This is a genomic window from Paenibacillus sp. S25 (assembly GCF_019454085.1).
In the GTDB taxonomy this organism is placed as follows: Bacteria; Bacillota; Bacilli; order Paenibacillales; family Paenibacillaceae; genus Paenibacillus; species Paenibacillus polymyxa_B.
In genome coordinates this window covers 656,381-674,454 of record NZ_CP073683.1, presented here as the reverse complement: position 1 = coordinate 674,454, position 18,074 = coordinate 656,381, and the positions used below count along the sequence as shown (strand labels likewise).

Here is an 18,074-nt window from a genome sequence, read left to right as displayed (position 1 = left end):
TTAGAAAATAAAAAAGACTCATGTATTCACTTGCCCCCTACTTTATGTGAAATTAATCTGGGAAAAAATCACCATATAACCTTCTGGGTTATATGGTGATTTTGATTTCATATACAGGCACAAGGCTAACCGAACCGATATCTACAATACGTTCCTTTGTCGTCTCTTTCCAGCCAGCCATGGTCGTATTGCTATTGAGAACCTTGCCTTTTTGAATAGGGGAAACATATACGTACAGCCCTTGCTCCATGAGCCGTTGCTCAAATGCTTTCAAGCCTATTTCCCAGGTCGTATGGTTGCAGAAATTATCGTTGATCAGCTCGCCATCAATAAAAGCATACCCGATATCTCCAGTGTAATGGATACGCAGCAGAGCTTCCTTGATTCCGTGAAAAGCATCTATCTCGAAATCAATAGTAAGCTTATCGTCATTTATCCTTTTCAAATTAAAATGGATTTCTCGCTTGGGAGCCTTTAAACGATACGTTTTGAATAAATTATTTTCTGTTATTTCAAGCAGTTCTCCACCGGAAATCGATGTGAATGAGGCGCCAAAATCCGGGAATACACTCAGGGTTACCATTTCTCGGTCCGTTGATTCCAGCCTTAGATCGCCCTCAGATACAAGTAGATTGGCATTTGTCAAAATGACTCTGTCCCGGCCTTGCATGTTTACCTTCCAAAATGTAAGACTTTGCTCATCAGTCATCGTGTAGATGGCAACTTTTTGACCACTTTCAGATACCAGATGGATGAGACTATCCTCCTCTTCAGCAACCTTAATGATCGTGCTCCCATCCAATTGATCTATCGAACCTTTGTCGATTGTAGCACTGATTATATCTTTTGACTCCATTACATACGTTCCTTGCATGCCCTCTGGTACAAAGAAAAAATAATATGCTTCTCCATCCTCTTCTATCCTTGTTATCAGCTGTGCCGTAGCATATTTGAGCTTCATTCCATCTAAATTGAAGTTAAATGGCAATATGGCAAAACTATCACGTCCTAACGTCAGTTCACCTTGACTAGGGATTACAATCGTTTCCTCGGGCAGCTCAATGCTCACATTAAAATCGCACAGGTCGCAATTTTCGGCATGGTCTTGGAAATTATTTAGAAACAGGTAACCCGATCCGGCACTGGATCGCACTGCATATCGTAACGTATCCACATCGTAAGGGTCCATATGGGACGTATCCCCAGGCAGAATAGTCTTTGTTAGTGAGAATTGCTTTTGGAACGTTGAAAAAAAGTAATGCTGCAGCTTTGTTCTTTGGTATGATTCCCTTACTTGACCGAATTCGCCGATCATGGCGTTGAAATCATAGGATATTTTAGGGGTGGCTAGATCATTTGTGAACGGGTTAACCTTACCTCGAGGATTGGAACCCCCATGATACATGTAGTATCCGATCAGGTTACAGCCTTCTGCAACCTTCATGACAGTCATCGCTGGAACACTGCGGTAGGGAAATGCGAATCGATATTTATAAAACTGAACCATACCGCCACCCATTTCACAGCAAGCGTACGGATAGTCTTCAGGCGCGTATTGAGGCTCAAAATTGTAGCTCTTTGGAATCTTGTTATTATGCTTGTCTCGGAAAATGTATTCCGGTGTCGCAGGATGCTCGTTCATCCCCTCCATCCGTCCCTCTTCGTAGTAGATCCATGGCCAATAGGCATACCCGCCCCATAATGGCAGCATATCAGGTACAGGAGTTGTCGCTCCTCCCCATCCTGTGCACGTATAGATCGGAGTATCAATCCCTGCTTCCAGAGCTATTTCTTTAAGTTTTAACATATGCGAGTTACCGTCACTTCCGCTGTTTAACCACATATCATTAATTCCTACAGTCAAGGCCCACTGGGCAGATGAATGATTATGCTCGTTTTCGATTTGGGTGCCGATAATCGGCCCCCCTTCCTTATATAGCAGCCCTTTAACCTGGGCACCAATTTCGTTATACAATCTTCTCGTATAGAACAGATACCCCTCATCATTAGAACGAACCTCAAATGGTCGACCAAATAACCAATCCGGCATACCGCCGTTTCGAATTTCCCCATGATTGAAGGGGCCGATCCGAATGATGGAGTATACCTGATGTTTACCGCACAACTCGATGAAACGACGAAGATTCTTGTTCCCACTCCAATTAAAAATACCTTCAACTTCTTCATGTAGGTTCCAAAAAATATAAGTGGCAATGATGTTTACGCCGCCCATTTTTATTTTAATAATTTCGTCTTCCCAATAGCGTTCATCATAACGGGCATAATGGAATTCACCACAAATACCGAAAAAGGGCTCTCCGTCCTTCTCCATAAAATAGTTGGTGAATCCGATTTCCTCTCCTTTTGGATTGGTTCCGCCAAGTTTGATATGTCCTTTAACAATATGCTTTTGATCGTCTTTGACTGTAACCCGATAGTTTCTCATGGAGTTCACTCCCCTCACTCGTTAATCTGAATTCAGGATAAATTGATTCCACTTGCGCTGCCAGGCGATATCATTCCAGAATGGATGATGGGGAGCACAGTTAGAACAGAGGGTCATTCCCCAGAACCCAAGTGCCATTCCTTTTCGCAACACATATTCAGCGATAAATTTGCCGACTGGGCCTTCTTCAAATTGGGCATACAGCGGCGTGTAGCCTACATAACCTTCTCCTATGACTATTGGAATGCCGGAATGACGAGTCCATTCATGAATCTCTTCCAAACGGGTGTCGGCCTTCTGCAACATGGCAATTTTATGGTCTCCATACCGATCGTACAAAAATAAGTCCCATTGGTCGGGATCTACCCAGTCGTGTAAATAAATAAGCCTCATGCCGACCGGATTGCCTTCCATCCGCCAATTCTGCTCCGGAGGCAGGGTCCACTTTGCAAATGGAGGAGCATCTTCTCTTAATAGGGATTGTACGAATGGATTGGGGAACGGCGCCAACTCATCATAAAGCCCTGCCGCTTCCATAAGCTCATTGAGCACCCCTTTAATATAAAGATGAAAATGGGCAACCTGCATATTGCGCGCGACGTAAGCTTTAGGGTAGGCTTCATTTAACGTATAGCTTGCCGTCATCATAATATCGGGATGACATTGGCGAAGATATTCAATCGCTTCTTCTACATAGGGCTGCATGGCTTCAATTAGTGCTGGTACATTCGTTTCGGCTATGCCTTCAGACGTTCCGACGGCGTTTAACTGCCCAAATTCCACTTCGTTATGCAACTCTGTATAGATGATCTGGTTCCTATAGCCTTCTGCTGTGACGAAACGGATCAACTGATCCATTGATTTTGCAATGGCCATAAATCTCTCCTTAGGAGGTATTGCAGCTAATTCATCTCTAAGCTCAGCATGAGCCAGAAAGCTGGGACTCTGCTGATATTCCCAAGAGGATAACATAATGTAACAGTTATGAGCCTTTGCTTGTCTAAACAGTTCAAGTAAATGAGCGTGCCCGTCCAGTACTGCGCCGCCACGACAGTTATACCAACGCGTACGCTGGCCTACTTCCCCAAGGTTAGCAAACTCCAAGGGTCCAGGACGTTTGCCATCTGCTGTAAACAACATGAATGGCATAGCACATATTCGGATCGTATTGTAGCCTCTTTCGACCGCTTCTTTAAAACGGGCTTCAAGATCGCTGTAGGGCTCACCTTCCTGCGTCATTGTATACCAAGAAAAGTCCCACATGGTGATTGTCAATTTGCGCGGTACATTTCTCATGAGTTTACTCATTTGATTTCCCCTCCCAGCTCCAGTCCATATGGTTCAATGCTCCTTGATGGTTAGCTTCCAGCTTAAGCACCGATTCAAAATGCAAGATAGCTTCGTCCTGTCTTCCTAATCCAAGCAAACCAAGTGCTTTCATATAAGTACAATGAACCTGATTACGAATATTCAGGTCATCTTCAAAGATGAGAAAGTCGGGTAACGAGACCGCAAAATAATCCATTTTCACGGGCTCAAACAAGTGCCTTTCGGCGTAATCAATGAGCTTGTTGAATCGACGCTTTCCTTCCTTCGCATAACCAAGTTTCTGCCAGGCCACTCCTTGGTAAAATATCATATCTGGCTGTTGATCGTTGTAATACATGGCGTTAATGGGTTCCCCCAGTCCTTGAGAGGCCGTGGAAAAAGCCTGCTTTGCCTCATCTGTTAATTTCAATAGCTCATACGCGCAGCCCAAATAATAATAGATATCGTTATCTTGGGAACCCTCTAGCTTACCTTCGCCAAGATTCTCTGGATATACTAAAGCCTCCTGCAGCCCTTTTACAGCCTGTTCAATCTGCCCAGACCTCAGGTCGGACTTCGCAAGCTCTACCTTGGCAAGCCTATACTGTCCAGTTACCTTCCCCTCTCCGCCTTCCCATGGATGAAATATTCTCCCTGTCAGCAAGGACAACGCTATTTTATGCTGCTTCATCGCATTGTGAGCGGTTACATATTCTAAAAACAGATCATCGCGAAGCTTTATGATTCCCGGATACCTCTCCATTAGGTTCAATCTGTCGTTGGGCTTGATGTTCAGCTTCTTATACAGCTGGTCAAGCTCATAAAGAACACGCGCGTCTGAAGTATTGCACGCAAATGCCTGCTCTAACGAATGACGAGCCTTCTCTACTTGGCCTTGTTTGTTAAAATATCCAAGAGCAAGATTACGGTGAACAACGGGGTAAGTATCGTCAATGGAACGAGACGTTTCCCAGCTGGAAATGGCATCCCAATGCCGTTTCTTGTCATAGAGTAAATTACCTAAGTAATAATGCGCCTTTCCATCCCCCGGTCTTGTTCGAATTGCAAATTGTAATACATCCAACTCAAACAGACTGTTAGGAAAGCAGTAGTCGGGAACTGCAACTGCGGCCTGAGCGAGAGCATAGTTCGCCTGCTCATGCTTGCCGATTTTAGCATAGCAGAAGGCCTGAACGTAATACAGCATAGGGTATGTTTTTGCCTGCTCTGGAGCTTCTTCCAACACACATACTGCATCCTCATAGAGTCCCGCCGCCGCATAGTCCGATGCTACTGCTATATAATTATGCACATCTCCACGCATCCATTTTTCCAGCTCTTCAAAAACCGTTTTAGCATCATCTCGTAACCCGAGAGCCTCTAATGATAATGCTTGCTCACGGTAAGCTCCAAAATCGGCGATATCGAGCTTAATCGTTTCCTTGGAATAGGCTATTGCCGCTTCGTAGCTGCCAAGCTTACGAAGAATAGCCGACTTCAGGTTGCGTGCTTTGTAGTTGCGAGCATTTCGGATTGTCGAGCGCTCCACGAGTTCCAACGCTTCTTCATAGTTCCCTTTTTCTGTCGCAATCTGTGCCAGTGAGAAGTACCCGCTGTCTTGCCATGCCGCACTCCATACTGATTTATAAAATGCAGCGAACGCCTCATCCATCCGCTCTTGGTATTTTAGCGACAAACCAAGCTGGTAGTAGGCCTCACCATCATAGGGATTAGAGTTACGCCAGGTTACTCGTGAGATGGCTTTACGAAAGCACTCTTCACTTTCTGAATACAATCCTCTACGAAGAAGCAACGTACCATATGCCACATTTATGCGGCTGTCATTTTTATCTCTTTTCAGGCCCTCAAGATAATACGCCTCGGGTTCAAAGGTAGCATGACGGTATTGCTCCAAGTGTTGTCCTGCTAAATACAATTCTTCGTTCGTTCTTAATTCCTCCGGTTCTGGCAGGGCGGCAGCAGCAGCCGGCATCTGTTCAACTTCCTTCTTCTTCGGCTGGTAGCTAATCAGCTCCCTTCCGGTCGCGTCTTTGACGGTTAAGCATAGTTCATAATCCTCATCCTCAGCCAAAATAACTGTCTTCTGTATAAAGGCCTTATTAGGTGTCAGATCTAAGGTTTCTTGGATATAAACTTTCCGCTGACTACTTAATTCCACAACAGCCTCACGAAATGACGAAGTTACATAGACTCCAATCTGTGCCGTCCCTTCGCTGCGATTTAATTCCAAATTAACGGCTGCGTCAATTGAAGCGTTTTTAACAATACCAATATGTTTGTAAGGCATAAAATACTGCGAGAACGATTTTTCTTCGTACGGCTGAAGCCAAGTGAAATCTGGTTGGTTATCGGTATATATCCCCGTCATCAACTCGATGTAGGGGCCGTCTTCGTCTGTTAGATTCCGGTCCCAAGCTTGGCCGAATTCGCCATTCCCCCATGTCCATTGCTTTTTTCCAGGAGAGATGTGATGGTTAGCCACATGCAAAAGCCCGGCTTGTTTCATATGGTCGTAACCACCTATGAAATTATAATCCGATTTATAGGCCATATATGAAGTGGGGACAGGAATATTTTTATATCGGGAGATATCTACGCCTTCAGAATAATCCATTTTATAATAAGTGCCTGTAGCAATTGGGAAACGGGATACATCTCGCTTTCCATGGTCGAACACGGCTGATACGTCTGGAGGAAAAACAGATTGTGTGTGCTCGTGTACCGCTATGGCTGGATTGGCCCACCATAGAAACGTTTGAGGCTCGGCAGTCCGGTTGTATAGCTGGGCCCCAACTTTAAGGTATGCTTTATCCGGTTGAAGTGTAAAACCAGCTGTTACTTTCGTGCCGAACATACGATCAATTTCGCTCACCCATACCGTTGCACTTCCATCCTCATGTTCTTCCAACTTGTATTCAACAGGTCCGTAGGTGTTGGGACGGTGATGCTGGGGCCAGTTGAACTCAATGCCTCCAGATATCCACGGCCCCAATAAGCCCACAAGCGCTGGTTTGATGACCCTGTTATAATAAACAAAATCGTAACCGTTGGTCTTGTCGACCGCACGATAAATGCGGCCTCCCAGCTCTGGCATGATCTCAATGCGCAGATATTTATTTTCCAGAAAAACCAACTGATAATTCTCAAGCTTCTTTTCATCCTCAATTTTATCAATTACCGGATGCGGATACACTCGACCGGAGCTTCCCTGATAGACACGTTTCTCCAGAAACATTGGATTTTTGTCGGGTTTGCCAATTCCATACGTGGGGATCTGCACGGTTTCCTCCCACACGCGTGCCTTAGCGTCGAAGATGCTCAATTCCATCACTCCCTCATAGTCGCTCTTATATTCAGAGCTTACAAGTAAGCGACAGTACAGACAATTGACAATCCACTGTTTATGATGGACTATATACGTATTTCATCATTAGAGCCGCCTAAGGCTAGGAGATGGATAGATTATGAATAAGAAAGCTGATGGATTTGAGGGTGAAAAGTTATATGTCCTTCCACCCTATATGCTGGATAAATTAAATATGAATCCGCTTATAAAAGATCTATATATTACGGATATAGGCTGCTTCAGCCATGCCCGCCATCATTTTCGTGAAAGAATGCACGGATGTGACTCTCATATATTTATCTACTGTACCAGCGGAAAAGGTTGGATACGAACAAAGGATAACCTAACGATTGACATGACGGAGCGAAGCTTTGCGTACATTCCCAGGGACATGCCGCATGCTTATGGGGCTGACGATGGAGATCCTTGGACGATTTACTGGTTTCATCTTAAAGGGGACCAAGCTGATGATTTTATAGCATTATTTGAGCCTTTTAAAACGTATATTTCGATGGCTTCCAGTGATGAAGTCAAACTACTAGAGCTATTTCATCAGTGTTACGACCTTTTACTGAACAAATCATACTCCATCATACATTTAGTTCAAGTATCGCAAACTGTCCGTTATCTGCTGAGTTTTGTTGTATCGGTTGCATTTCGCAAGGAAGACAGTACGTACCAGAGTCATGTGGATAAGGCAACACGCTATATGAGTGAACAATTGGAATCCACCCTTTCGCTTGAGGAGCTTAGTCGGCATGTTCAGGTATCCAAGCAGCATCTGAACTTGATATTCAAGCAATCCACCGGCTACTCTCCTGTCGATTACTATTTAAGAATGAAGATACAGAGGGCCAGTCAGCTTTTGGATTTGACGAATGCTTCTATTAAAGAAATTAGCATACAACTCGGTTTTAGGGACCCTTACTACTTCTCCAGGCTATTCAAAAAAATAATGGGCTGTTCTCCTTTGGAATACCGAAATAATTTGAAGGGTTGATCTATGTTCATCAGGAGCGTTCAAATTTGCTTCTATCGGGCTACGCAAGGTCACAGATCATTTACGGATCGGGGGTGCAAGGTCTATACTTAAGGTTAAAAAAGGAAGTTTTGTATGCTCCTCACGTTGAATCGAAGACTAAATGCAGCTATGCCGCTAATTACACCCATCAGCATTCTAATTGGCGTCCTGATCGGTACGTCGTTGTCAGAATATACCGAACTCTCTCCCTGGCTGTTTGCATTCATGACCTTCGCGGGCAGCATCAGTATGGGGTTTAAGGATTTTGTCCATGTAATAAAGCATCCTGGTCCGCTGATCGCCTGTCTGTTTATTCTTCACCTGGCCATGCCGCTTCTCGCCATGATGCTAGGGCATCTGGCCTTCAGTAATGATCCTTATACGATCACTGGACTTATTCTTGGTGCAGCTATCCCTACAGGTATTTCCAGCTTCGTGTGGGTCAACATTTATAAAGGCAACACGGCGCTGACATTGGCGATTATTTTAATTGATACGATTTTGGCCCCATTCGCCGTGCCGGGCATCATGTCCCTGCTGATCGGAGCGGATGTGCAACTTGATACCTGGGCGATGATGCAGAGCCTGTTCTGGATGATTGTCGTTCCTTCGCTAATCGGCATGGTGTTGAACGAATGGACTAAAGGGAAGATCAAGCAGGTATGGGGACCTCGGCTAGGCCCGTTCTCCAAGCTGGCTATGGCTCTTGTCGTCATGATTAACGGATCTGTCATCGCGCCTTATCTGGTCGATTTTAACCTCAAGCTTGTCGGAGTATGCCTATCCATAATCGTCCTTGCTTCCACTGGATATGCGATCGGTTATCTGATATCAGGGCTGATGCGGTGGAATGATGCAGATCGTACGGCGCTTGTCTTTAACGGTGGCATGCGCAATATTAGTGCGGGAGCCGTACTTGCCATCACCTATTTTCCGGCCCCGGTAGCACTGCCTGTTGTACTCGGGATGATTTTCCAACAATCTACAGCATCTCTGGTTGGGTTTCTGCTGAGTCGTCGCGACCGCGGCAACGCCAAGGAAAAGCGCAATACAGCCTCTGTTTCTTAAGCAAAGGGGGCTGGCGGCGGTTCCAGACGATAAAACTCCTCCTCATGAGGAGGAGTTTCGAAAGGGCATTTCTATGCGTACATGGTTGGAAGCCTAATTAAAACATGCATGCACAATCATATAAATGGTTACTTTCCACTTCATAACATTTCTATTGAATCGTGTAGGGTAATAAACTACGCCCCTGTAAAGAGCCTTTCGTGGCACAACGTTCAAGCCACATATTACCCTAAGGAAACTAAGAACGATACACACAGGTTGCAAAGTCTAAAACAGCTTTTGCGTAAGATTTTGAAATTGTGACTTCACTCCATCTTTCTGAAGTTCTGATTGAAGAACCTGATTAAAGGTTTGAAGTGCACGCTGGAATTTATTTTCACCTAATTCCGTAATACGAGTATACACACCTCGTCGATCATCCTCGCATGTATGTCTTTGTAAAGCCCCGCAGTTTTTGGCTTCCATTCTAACTACGAGTCTCGATGTCGCACTTTGGCTTAATCCCACCAATTCTTGAAGTTGCTGTAGTCGTAATTTTTTTTCCTCCGAATTGGATATAAAACCCAACACATAAAACTCCTTCAAGGATAAATCATACTTTTGTAGCAGAGCTTGTTCTAACTTATCATTTAAAGTGGAATGGATGTGTGACAAAGACAACCATACATCCAAAAGTTCGTTTTCATGTTGCAAGTTTAGACCACACCATTCTATATTGAAGTATCTCCACTTAGTTTAACCTATTGTATCAAGCTTAAATGGAATGGTCAAAACTCCTACAATATTTTAAATATTACAACCCGTCATCACCGAACCAGTATGCAAATGCAGCATAATGATTCTCGTTTCAGAGTGTCCATTCTATTGACAGTAGTCCATCCTAACTATCGTCCTATGCATGTACATTGCTGCAATTAATCTTAAAAATGCGAGAAAGCAAAGATAGAAAGAAAACAGGTCAATCATGTGGTACCTGACCATAATCAACCTGTTCAATATAACGGAATAGCAATATTCAGGGTATAAATTTCAAGCATTGATGTGCGTACAACAGAAATGGAGAAATCTTTATACGGGTATTACATGGGTTAGATGTGTTATTGGTTGAATGATGGGTTCATTCGGCACTGGGTAGCCCCCAAAAAAAATCAAGACTAGTACATTTGAAACTTTGTTTAGTTTACTGTTGACATTCCATTTTCATTTCTCTCCAGTCACTCTCACTCTTTTTTTCGTAAGTTATATAACCTTCAGTCGAATACTTATTTTTAATTACCTTACTAGCGTCTGACTTACTATAATTCTTTTTCACGTCAATCTCATCTTGTAAAAATAATACAAATAAGGAACTGGATGCATCGTTATTCGATAAATAAAAACCTAATAGTTCGTTATATTTAGAGCTAAAAAACAAACATATATACTCTATTCTGAGTTTAATATTTTCCTTAGATTCAACCAATCCTTCATAACTTGCAAATAAATTAAAATCATCCAAATCGTAAATTCTATTCACTGAGATTAACGGATTCATGCCTCTTATATACAAGCCTATAACATTACCATCATCCTTCTCAAGGAAAAGGACATGGTCTAACCTCTCATTATCATCCTCATCATGTAAATAAATAATATTTGAGATTTCTTTTTGCTCGAAAAAATAATCGAACTTTTTTGTAAAAGATATTATATAGTTAGTCATAGTCGTCCTCACTCTCCAATCAAATCTAGTTCGGATGGGCTATTCGAAAGATCAATCATGAAAAACGAAATCTTCGCCTGATGTGAAAGTGATCTGTCCGATGTTTTCGATTCATACCTCTACTGGATAAGATACGGCCTCTTTTCCGTTTAAAAAAACCACTCTCTTCCTTTATACACAACGATGAATAGACCATGCTCATCCCCTATGGGACCAAAGTTTTCAGATGACTCTCCAAAGTTCGGTATCCCCAGCTCATTTAACTTCTTTACTGCATTTGGAACGTTTTTCGAAACGATACCGATCTCACTCACTCCGATCAAGTCCTTTATCGAAAATGGATAATCCGTTTGGTTTTTCATATTATGCCTCGCAATGAATTCTACGATATTTCCTGACGGATCCTCAAAATAGAATGAATGAGAATTCCAGAAATCGAAAAACACTTCATCTTCGTTATCCTCTTCAATAAGACTGATTTGAGAAGATACCCTTTTTTTCGCTTCTGCAAATTCATTCTCTGGAATGTTGATGGCTATATGATAATAAGGCTTACCATACTGAACTAAGAATTGATCATCCGCCTTTTTGAAGACCACTTGCGTATAGCCCATATAAACCGTAAATTCATTATTATCCTTATCATCCGCAATTAAATAATCCAATTTGGAGTAAAATCAGCCTCCCTTACGTTCATCGCATACAACCTCCAATTGAGAGTTGTAATATTTGGATCGCGGCTGATCCGCTCTTTCTGTTTGGCAACTGAATACTCAAGCTCTTCCTCCCTTACAAGCTCCCGACTCTGATTACCTGTTAGCGCTACAGCCCGGGCTTCCACTGACCGCTGCAAGAAATCGGAAGTCCCGGCCTCATCCCCCCTATCCTCGACCATCCCCCGCAACCGGATCTGCCTACCCAGCATTGGCCAGTAAAAAGTTATTGCTGCTTGCGGGTTGCGTTTCAATTGCTGACCCTTGCGGCTCTCGGAACTTGAAGCGAAGTAAAACGTATCATTGACCACATTTTTCAATATTAATACGCGCGCATCCGGGTAGCCATTGGCATCAACCGTAGAAAGTGTCATCGCGTGTGGCTCTTTCACCCCATTCTCAATCGCTAGGTTCAGCCATTGCAGGAACAATTCTCCTGGGGTTTCTGGTAACATGTTTACATCAAATGAAGGAAAAGGACCGGACAATGATTCTAAACTTCTTAATAGATCGTTCGGGTTATTCATGTGGATCATCCTTCCGTTAGCTTAATGAATTAGCGGGCAAGAATTTCATGCAACTTGAGTGCCGTGATTGATTGAGGTGTATAAGACATCATGATTTTCATCAATATAGGAAGGAAACAATGACTTTTTCTTCAAAATAAAGAATTTGATGAACAGACAGGCCCATAAGTTTCGAATACAAATTAAGCATATATCTTAGGGTAAGACCTAAGGTCAAGTCATAAAGGAGAAAAACAGACCTATTCATCCACATTGGGTAGCCCTACGTTTCGTGAGCTAGAGTCGTAATGTCTCCTCCTCTCTTACCATCATAGAGACTGCTACTACCAGTTGCTAAAATAAGCTTACGTTTCCCGTCAGCGCAACTCAGATTTGCGATAAATAAAAAGAACCCATTTTGAGAAGATATTCAAAATGGGTTCTTTTGCAGATATAAATTCAGTTTTTCATTCACCTGTAAACCTTAATCAAAGTGTCAAACTTTTTTTGTTAAGGAGGGGTAGACTTATAAGGAGCATCATAATCCCTAGTACCAAAAAATACAGCGGCATTGCAAGAATCGTTCCGTTATGGAAAACGCTCATACCGTAGATTACAGCACTCACGAGCAAATAGTAAGCTAAGCTAAAGAGCGCACCCGCAGAGCCAACCACGTCTTGGAAGTCAATGAGTGCCAGACTTAAACAGTTCGGCAGAGCGGTACCTGTACCAAATAAAATGATGAACACACTAACAATCATGGCTGGCATTTGTACTGAATTCGGTAAAAAATATGCCGATAAAGCGAGCAATGTCCCCATAAGCATGATGGTTAACCCACTTACGATAATCTTTTCGGGTTCGTTGGAGCTAACGAGTCGTTTAGACAGCATCGCACCTGCGATAGAAGCGAGTGCAACGATCATACCTAAAAAACCGTATAACGCACTTGTCAGTGTAAAGTATTGTGTGAAGATGAACGGTGCCTCGGTATAATAGCTAAATAATACTCCGTTAATACCACCAATTAATAAGCCATAACACCATAGGCGAGTGTTTGTAATCATTCGCTTGACTATCGGTAATAGAGGTTTCATTTCGATTGTTTCAAGTGCTGTCTCAGGTAAGCGTACAAAAGCATAACAAAATACAATAACGCTCATACCAACCAGCAGCAAAGATACGACTTTAAAGCCGTAATAGTAATCTGCGAATCCACCGATCAATGGACCAATAGCAGGTGTGAAAGCAAGGGCTGCCGAAATTTGAGCAAACAATTTATGACGCTCAACGCCAAAAAAGCTTTCGCGTAAAATCGTTTGTGTCACGATAGAGCCGACGCTGGCACCAAACGCTTGAATAAAACGTGCAACGAGTAGAACCGCCATTTCATGTGCTACTAAACAAAGTACATTACCAACAAAATATAAAAACAGCCCATACAACATTGCCTTGCGTCGGCCTATTCTATCAGACAAACGCCCAAAGATAAATACTCCCAAGGCAAAAGCAATAAAGAACACACTCATTGTATGCTGTGCTTTACTCATTGAAGTGCCGAACGCCACAGCGATAGAAGGTAATGAGGGGCTAAAGATCGTTTCACTAATTTGTGGGAAGCCTACTAAAACAATCAGTAATAATAAGCTTAGTTTTTTGTTTCCGATGTTTTTCTTCAAAGAAATCCTCTCCTAGATCATAATAGGTTGGAAGAAAAACATCGTAGCTTGGGAAATGGCGGCTTCACGAGCTTAATTTTATCTAAATCACTCATGAATTCACTTCCTTCCTTTGAACATACGAAGAAAATTATACTTTTTTTTAAATATCTATTCAATAATATCCTGTGCTTTTAAACCATGTAAATTAAACTACACTGCCCGTTAGTTCAATGGATTCATATACAACTAAAATCCAAACTCTGTTACTCTTTCAAGCCACTCACGCATAAGTGACTCAAATAATAGAGCCTGTTCAATCTGAAGATTATGGCCTGCTCGATCTAGAACGGCAAAGGTTGCTCTAGGATAATTGTCTAAAATTCTAAAAGCATCTATGTAACCAACAACTGCATCTTGTCGCCCAAGAGTAAAAACTGTTGGTTTATCGAAAACCAATTCATCTATATTGGTGGAAAATCCATAGTTTCTTTGAATCTTGCTAAGAAAATCGTAGTCAGCGATCTTACAACCTGCCACTATCTCTTCAGAATACCTTTTCCAATTATATTCATTGAGAACGACTTGATTAGCGCTAAAATCACTTATTTGCTCTTCACTTAAGGTGTCTATAAACTCGCGATCACAATGAACAACAAAATGCTCGGGAAGTATTCTTCTTTTGTGTTCAGGAATAATTAATGGACAAATCAGTGCAGCTCCACCAATACGATCTTTATGTCTATTAATTATTCCTCTTGTAATATATCCACCGTATGATTCGCCTGCTATGAGATAATCTTGGTTTGGGACAAGAGTTTCAATAAAATTTATAACTGCTTCTAGCATTTCATCTGAATTACATATTTGATCGTAATCCTTTGTTTGTCCCATTCCAGGCAAATCAAGATAGATACGACGCCAACCGGGGATATCTTCAAATATCGGTTCCATACACCCACTCATTAACCGATGGTCTGGTGTAAAACCATGGATCATTATAATCGGTTTGCCTGTACCCATTTCCTCGTAATATATATTGGCATTCTTGACTTTACAATATGGCATACAGACTCCTCCAAAATTGAGTTATTTATAATATTCTTACACTAAAGAAGAATCTACATATTTTATCAAGCAAACCAGATCTCCGTTTCCGTTTCGTTTTGATTATATACTCATATATAATACATGTAAAGAACACTTGTTCCCCATTCTTGTTTCCGGAGTTAAACTAAACTGCCTGTTTTATTATTCATCACCATATAAAGTAGAAAAACCTTGATTCATCAGTGTTTCTGACAAATCAAGGTCCTCACATGTGCGGTGTCATAATTAGTGAGAAAATTACCAAAAAAACACCTTATAGATCAAGTCTGTTTTTCATAATTAGTGAGAAAATTATCGCTATCCAACTCATGTAAGCCATAAAAATCATAATTAATGAGAATATCCTCATTATTGTAATGCATAAGTATACATCCACCTTGTATAGGTTTCATATTATCTTTATTAGCTCAAAAGACATCAAAAAAAGCTTGCCAGCGACAAGCTTTTTCAATGTTTAATTTCAACTTAAAATAGCGACTTTGCTGCTGTTTTTTTACATTTAACATCGTTACACCACTTCTACTTGGCAATTTATACATCGTTATTTTCTAAAAAATGTTGCAAACGCCCTAGCTGCAATAGATGATGCTGTATTGCATTTTAACTAGTAAAAACCACTCTGTAGCATTAAATGCATCGAAACCGGGATGAAGGATTTTATTCAAATCCTGGTTCCTGACGCAAGGTGATTTCAGTACGTTTCATCCGTTCCACTACACCACGAAGTCCTTCTATAAACTGCTCCTTACTCTTCGGCTGCTGCGGTGTGTACTGCGGCGAATCCGGGACCCGTATCCGAATGGGTGGAAAACTTCCAAGCTCAGACATTGCCTTGCCTTACCACTCTCTGTTTTTTCTCCCATGATCCCCAATGCGGCTTCGCTTCCGGCCAAACTTTGGTCAACATTACGCAAATGCATGAATTGTATCAAATGCATATACATTTGCCCAATCGACCTTCTTTCTCATGCGGTTTTGCATGTAGTTGCTCCATATTGAGGTTTTCTGGTTCAACTAAATACCGTTGAACCGTCGTTTCAAAAGACCTGAAATGCTTCTGCTGTACTTCTGATGAAAACAACACTCCTCATTTATTCTAGATATAACCCCAGATCGAGTAGAAACGAGCGGCAAGCCCCTGTCCTCGCACGCCTCCCCAGATAAGAGCGCCATTTTTCTGCCCGCAACCACTGGAGTCTACAGGGATGCCCTTGGCGACTTCGGATTTCGTTATGCATAAGTGACTCATCTGCGATCCCTGCCTCAAATCCAGTTCGTGTACCTTGGCTCGTGCATTTGCCTCCAGCTTCCTCCAGATTCCACCTCGCGATGAACACCCTTGCTCTTGGTAACGGTAGGCGTTAGCCAGCCTACGTTCGGGACTCTCACCCTAGAGATGACGCCATGCTGAGCGTACTATAAAAAACGCTACTGACAACAGCAGTCATTAGCGTTTTATCATTCTTTCGGCCTCTTCCCGAATCCGACAGCATAGAGAACCGGTTTCGGAACCTCCACGTCTCCTACCTCCCCAGTTGAGGTTAAGGTGCAGGAGTTCCTCCAGCGTTCAAACGACGATGGACAAATCCCCTGTTTTGGGGCTTGAAAGATAGTATCATAATAAGACCGCCCCGTACCTCCGACCATTCTGTAATCATATATTTTTATCATATCGCTTTTATTTACAGCATTATTTACGGTGTCTTTTTTGGGAAATGTATATAAAGAAGTCGTAGATGCTAATTCTTCACAACCGATTGGTGATTTTGGCGGAAGAGAGCATGAAAAAATCAAGTGGAGCAAAGCTAAACCCGTCCGACCAACCTAGGGTTAACATAGTATAGCCTTTGATAAATTTGCCCGTGGAATGGTCAACAAGATAATTCACTAAAAAAATTATTATCCGACTGTTCCCAGGAGGTAATTAATGACGACTCTCTCTATTGGCTGCCCAAGCGGGCTTTATTCAAAGTGTCCTCAATTGGGGTCACAGTTCATCGTTTGCGACAAGGCCGTTTTTTGTTTTTCGTACGCTAGCTTCAACTTGCTATTCTTGCCAAACACTCATAGGGTCCCATGGCTTGATCTGATCGCCATATTTTCCGGCCAAAAAAGCTTTCATGTCTTCCAGCTTAGCAGGCACCTCGTTCCAAATTGGAAGGGGTGGTAACCCTCGTTTGCTTTTCAATAGGATATCCACTGTAACATACAACCGTTCTGGCTGAATCCAATGAAGGAAGCGGGAAATATCAATTTGCTTGGTCAGGGACAAGGTATCAATTTCGTCATTGTAATGCTTGTTAAACTCGCTAATCAGGTTCAGGAGGTAGTCTCTTTGCTCCTTCACGAAGTCCAGGCCGCAGATGGTGCCATGTCCTGGAACAACGATTTCGGGTTTAATTTCATCAATAATGCGATCAAGCACTTTAACCCAATTGAGGGTTCCCTCTTCGCTGTATGCCGTACAACCGTTAAACACGACATCGCCGGCGAACAGCACCTTTTCTTTTGGCATCCACAGCAGCAAGTCACTGTCAGAGTGGGCCGGAGCTACGTTGTAAATCATAACTTCCATATCGCCAAGACGGATGTTGATATCGTCCTTTATCTCAATATTCGGGAGCACCCATTCTACGCCTTCCAGGTCGAATCCTTCAAATTCCGCTGCAAAAAACCGCTCGCCCGAAGTCGATTCCGGAGAATTCTTTCCTCTTCTGATGACGCTATCCATCCAGGCGATATTTTCGGTGAGACGCTCTCTGGACGCTTCCTTGTGCATAATAATGCAAGCATCTTCAAACACTTTGTTTCCCCAGGCATGGTCACTGTTATAGTGCGAATTCACCACATATGCGGGAGAGCCGCCGTTGCTTACTTCCTTAAAAGCCTCCCGCATTTCCCGCGCATGGAACAAATCGAAGAACGTGTCATACACCAGCCCTCCGCCCTTGTTGATGAACCCGGCATTGGCCCAACTGATGCCGCGATACGGCGAAATACCGGCAAAGACGCCATTTGCGACTTCAAAAAATTTAACGCGAGGTTTTTGGATAATACGTCCATACTTCATGAAAATTCTCCTTTGCGTATATGTTTTTGGGGTAAAGCACACTGATTATGTCTTTAGTATAGAGAATCGAAAACATAAATGCAAGCAAGCACTTGCATGCATTTA

The 18,074-nt window shown here is 42.6% G+C and carries 13 protein-coding genes; 2 read left to right on the top strand and 11 right to left on the bottom strand.

The genetic code is table 11. The features are described 5' to 3' along the window. Positions 1 to 88 precede the first annotated feature (88 nt). From KAI37_RS03000 to KAI37_RS02990, 3 genes are read right to left on the bottom strand one after another with little or no spacing between them, the layout of a single operon-like run. The gene (locus KAI37_RS03000) at positions 89 to 2,446 is read right to left on the bottom strand and encodes a beta-galactosidase (protein ID WP_220030692.1); all 2,358 of its coding nucleotides are present in this window, start codon (positions 2,444 to 2,446) and stop codon (positions 89 to 91) included. A 21-nt stretch (positions 2,447 to 2,467) separates the two neighbouring features. Then, complete coding sequence (locus tag KAI37_RS02995; protein ID WP_104497254.1) at positions 2,468 to 3,754, bottom strand: cellulase-like family protein; 1,287 nt, start codon at positions 3,752 to 3,754, stop codon at positions 2,468 to 2,470. Next, positions 3,747 to 7,103 (bottom strand): tetratricopeptide repeat protein, encoded by a 3,357-nt coding sequence (locus tag KAI37_RS02990; protein ID WP_220030691.1) that lies wholly within the window; start codon positions 7,101 to 7,103, stop codon positions 3,747 to 3,749. The genes KAI37_RS02995 and KAI37_RS02990 overlap by 8 nt, the downstream gene beginning before the upstream one ends. A 136-nt stretch (positions 7,104 to 7,239) precedes the next feature. Between KAI37_RS02990 and KAI37_RS02985 the strand changes: the two genes are divergently transcribed. Continuing rightward, on the top strand, positions 7,240 to 8,121 hold the full coding sequence (locus tag KAI37_RS02985) for an AraC family transcriptional regulator (RefSeq protein ID WP_220030690.1): 882 nt from the start codon (positions 7,240 to 7,242) through the stop codon (positions 8,119 to 8,121). 114 nt (positions 8,122 to 8,235) lie between these two features. Continuing rightward, positions 8,236 to 9,210 carry a bile acid:sodium symporter family protein gene (locus KAI37_RS02980; RefSeq protein ID WP_220030689.1) on the top strand — a complete coding sequence of 325 codons (975 nt, stop codon included), beginning with the start codon at positions 8,236 to 8,238 and terminating at the stop codon, positions 9,208 to 9,210. A gap of 267 nt (positions 9,211 to 9,477) precedes the next feature. Here KAI37_RS02980 and KAI37_RS02975 read toward each other — a convergent pair whose 3' ends face one another. The 8 genes from KAI37_RS02975 to KAI37_RS02940 form a co-directional block, all read right to left on the bottom strand. After that, positions 9,478 to 9,903 carry a MarR family winged helix-turn-helix transcriptional regulator gene (locus tag KAI37_RS02975; RefSeq protein ID WP_071639428.1) on the bottom strand — a complete coding sequence of 142 codons (426 nt, stop codon included), beginning with the start codon at positions 9,901 to 9,903 and terminating at the stop codon, positions 9,478 to 9,480. 487 nt (positions 9,904 to 10,390) lie between these two features. Then, positions 10,391 to 10,912 carry a hypothetical protein gene (locus KAI37_RS02970; protein ID WP_071639427.1) on the bottom strand — a complete coding sequence of 174 codons (522 nt, stop codon included), beginning with the start codon at positions 10,910 to 10,912 and terminating at the stop codon, positions 10,391 to 10,393. A 149-nt stretch (positions 10,913 to 11,061) separates the two neighbouring features. Next, the gene (locus KAI37_RS02965) at positions 11,062 to 11,577 is read right to left on the bottom strand and encodes a VOC family protein (protein ID WP_220030688.1); all 516 of its coding nucleotides are present in this window, start codon (positions 11,575 to 11,577) and stop codon (positions 11,062 to 11,064) included. Then, positions 11,565 to 12,152: a pyridoxine/pyridoxamine 5'-phosphate oxidase gene (locus KAI37_RS02960; protein ID WP_220030687.1), complete on the bottom strand. Its 588-nt coding sequence runs from the start codon at positions 12,150 to 12,152 to the stop codon at positions 11,565 to 11,567. The genes KAI37_RS02965 and KAI37_RS02960 overlap by 13 nt, the downstream gene beginning before the upstream one ends. Positions 12,153 to 12,619: 467 nt before the next feature. Then, on the bottom strand, positions 12,620 to 13,810 hold the full coding sequence (locus tag KAI37_RS02955) for a multidrug effflux MFS transporter (RefSeq protein WP_220030686.1): 1,191 nt from the start codon (positions 13,808 to 13,810) through the stop codon (positions 12,620 to 12,622). A gap of 228 nt (positions 13,811 to 14,038) precedes the next feature. Continuing rightward, positions 14,039 to 14,857 carry an alpha/beta fold hydrolase gene (locus KAI37_RS02950; protein ID WP_071639423.1) on the bottom strand — a complete coding sequence of 273 codons (819 nt, stop codon included), beginning with the start codon at positions 14,855 to 14,857 and terminating at the stop codon, positions 14,039 to 14,041. Positions 14,858 to 15,556: 699 nt separating this feature from the next. Then, complete coding sequence (locus KAI37_RS26265) at positions 15,557 to 15,727, bottom strand: hypothetical protein (protein WP_233901808.1); 171 nt, start codon at positions 15,725 to 15,727, stop codon at positions 15,557 to 15,559. Positions 15,728 to 16,946: 1,219 nt separating this feature from the next. Next, positions 16,947 to 17,969 carry an MBL fold metallo-hydrolase gene (locus KAI37_RS02940; protein ID WP_071639420.1) on the bottom strand — a complete coding sequence of 341 codons (1,023 nt, stop codon included), beginning with the start codon at positions 17,967 to 17,969 and terminating at the stop codon, positions 16,947 to 16,949. Positions 17,970 to 18,074: the final 105 nt, after the last annotated feature.